The organism is Bartonella sp. AP58NXGY (genome assembly GCF_042195785.1).
In the GTDB taxonomy this organism is placed as follows: Bacteria; Pseudomonadota; Alphaproteobacteria; order Rhizobiales; family Rhizobiaceae; genus Bartonella.
Genome location: NZ_JBHIOY010000136.1, coordinates 1 through 932, shown reverse-complemented (window position 1 = coordinate 932; position 932 = coordinate 1). Strand labels below are relative to the sequence as shown.

Sequence of the window (932 nt, the reverse complement as noted above, 5' to 3'; positions counted from 1 at the left end):
CTCCGAATATGCCGTCTATGGAGGACCTTCTACACGCTATTGCCCCGCCGCTGTCTACGAATGGCTAGAGTCTCATGACCATCTAACGTATAGGATCAACGCTTCAAATTGCATACATTGTAAAACGTGCGACCTCAAAGATCCAAATCAAAACATTACCTGGACCTGTCCACAAGGCAGCGAGGGTCCCTTCTACCCCAATATGTAATCTCTTCCGCCAATATCATCATTGTTCGTTCTCCTAAAATTGAAATAGACAAAACACAATGGATCAAAATATTTCCCTTAAGATCAGAAATCTATCAATCACCTTCATGCATTAAGCTCTTTCACGATACAAAAAGTTATCCTATTGTGAAATGATCAACGATTTCAGCAAGGAGTCTCGAGCAAATAAGCCGTTGTAATGATAAAAATCTGCTGGTAAAAAGTGAGCAAAAATAACTTATGAGTATGGATAAAAAGTTTGTTGTGGTAAGGGGAATTTGATGAAGAGAAAAGAGCGTGTGTGAGAAAGCATATTTTATAGGTACGCATGCTTATTCAGCCCCCATCATAGAGCCAGGGCTTTATCTTGTAGCAACGCCTATTGGAAATCTTGCAGATATTACGCTTCGTGCTTTGCAAGTGCTGGCAGGTGTTGATATTTTAGCGTGTGAGGATACGCGGGTAACACGTGTTTTGTTGGAACGTTACGGTATTCAAAAAAAAGTTCTTCTCTATCATGAATATAATGCGCAAAAAGCAGGTCCAAAGCTCTTAGCGGCTTTAGCGGAAAACAAAACGGTAGCGCTTGTTTCAGATGCGGGAACACCGCTTATCTCTGATCCTGGATTTCGATTAGTTGAAGAAGCCCGTAAGGAAGGTCATAAAATTATTCCGATCCCTGGAGCCTCCGCTCTTTTAGCTGCCCTGATACCGACAGGGCTTCC

At 42.1% G+C, this 932-nt stretch carries 2 protein-coding genes; both read left to right on the top strand.

Annotated features, from left to right (window positions below):
- Positions 1 to 208, top strand: a 208-nt coding sequence (locus tag ACFINC_RS10000) for a 4Fe-4S dicluster domain-containing protein (protein ID WP_375617115.1), incomplete at its 5' end; no start/stop codon positions are given.
- 296 nt (positions 209 to 504) lie between these two features.
- Positions 505 to 932, top strand: a 428-nt coding sequence (locus ACFINC_RS09995) for a ribosomal RNA small subunit methyltransferase I (RefSeq protein ID WP_375617114.1), incomplete at its 3' end; no start/stop codon positions are given.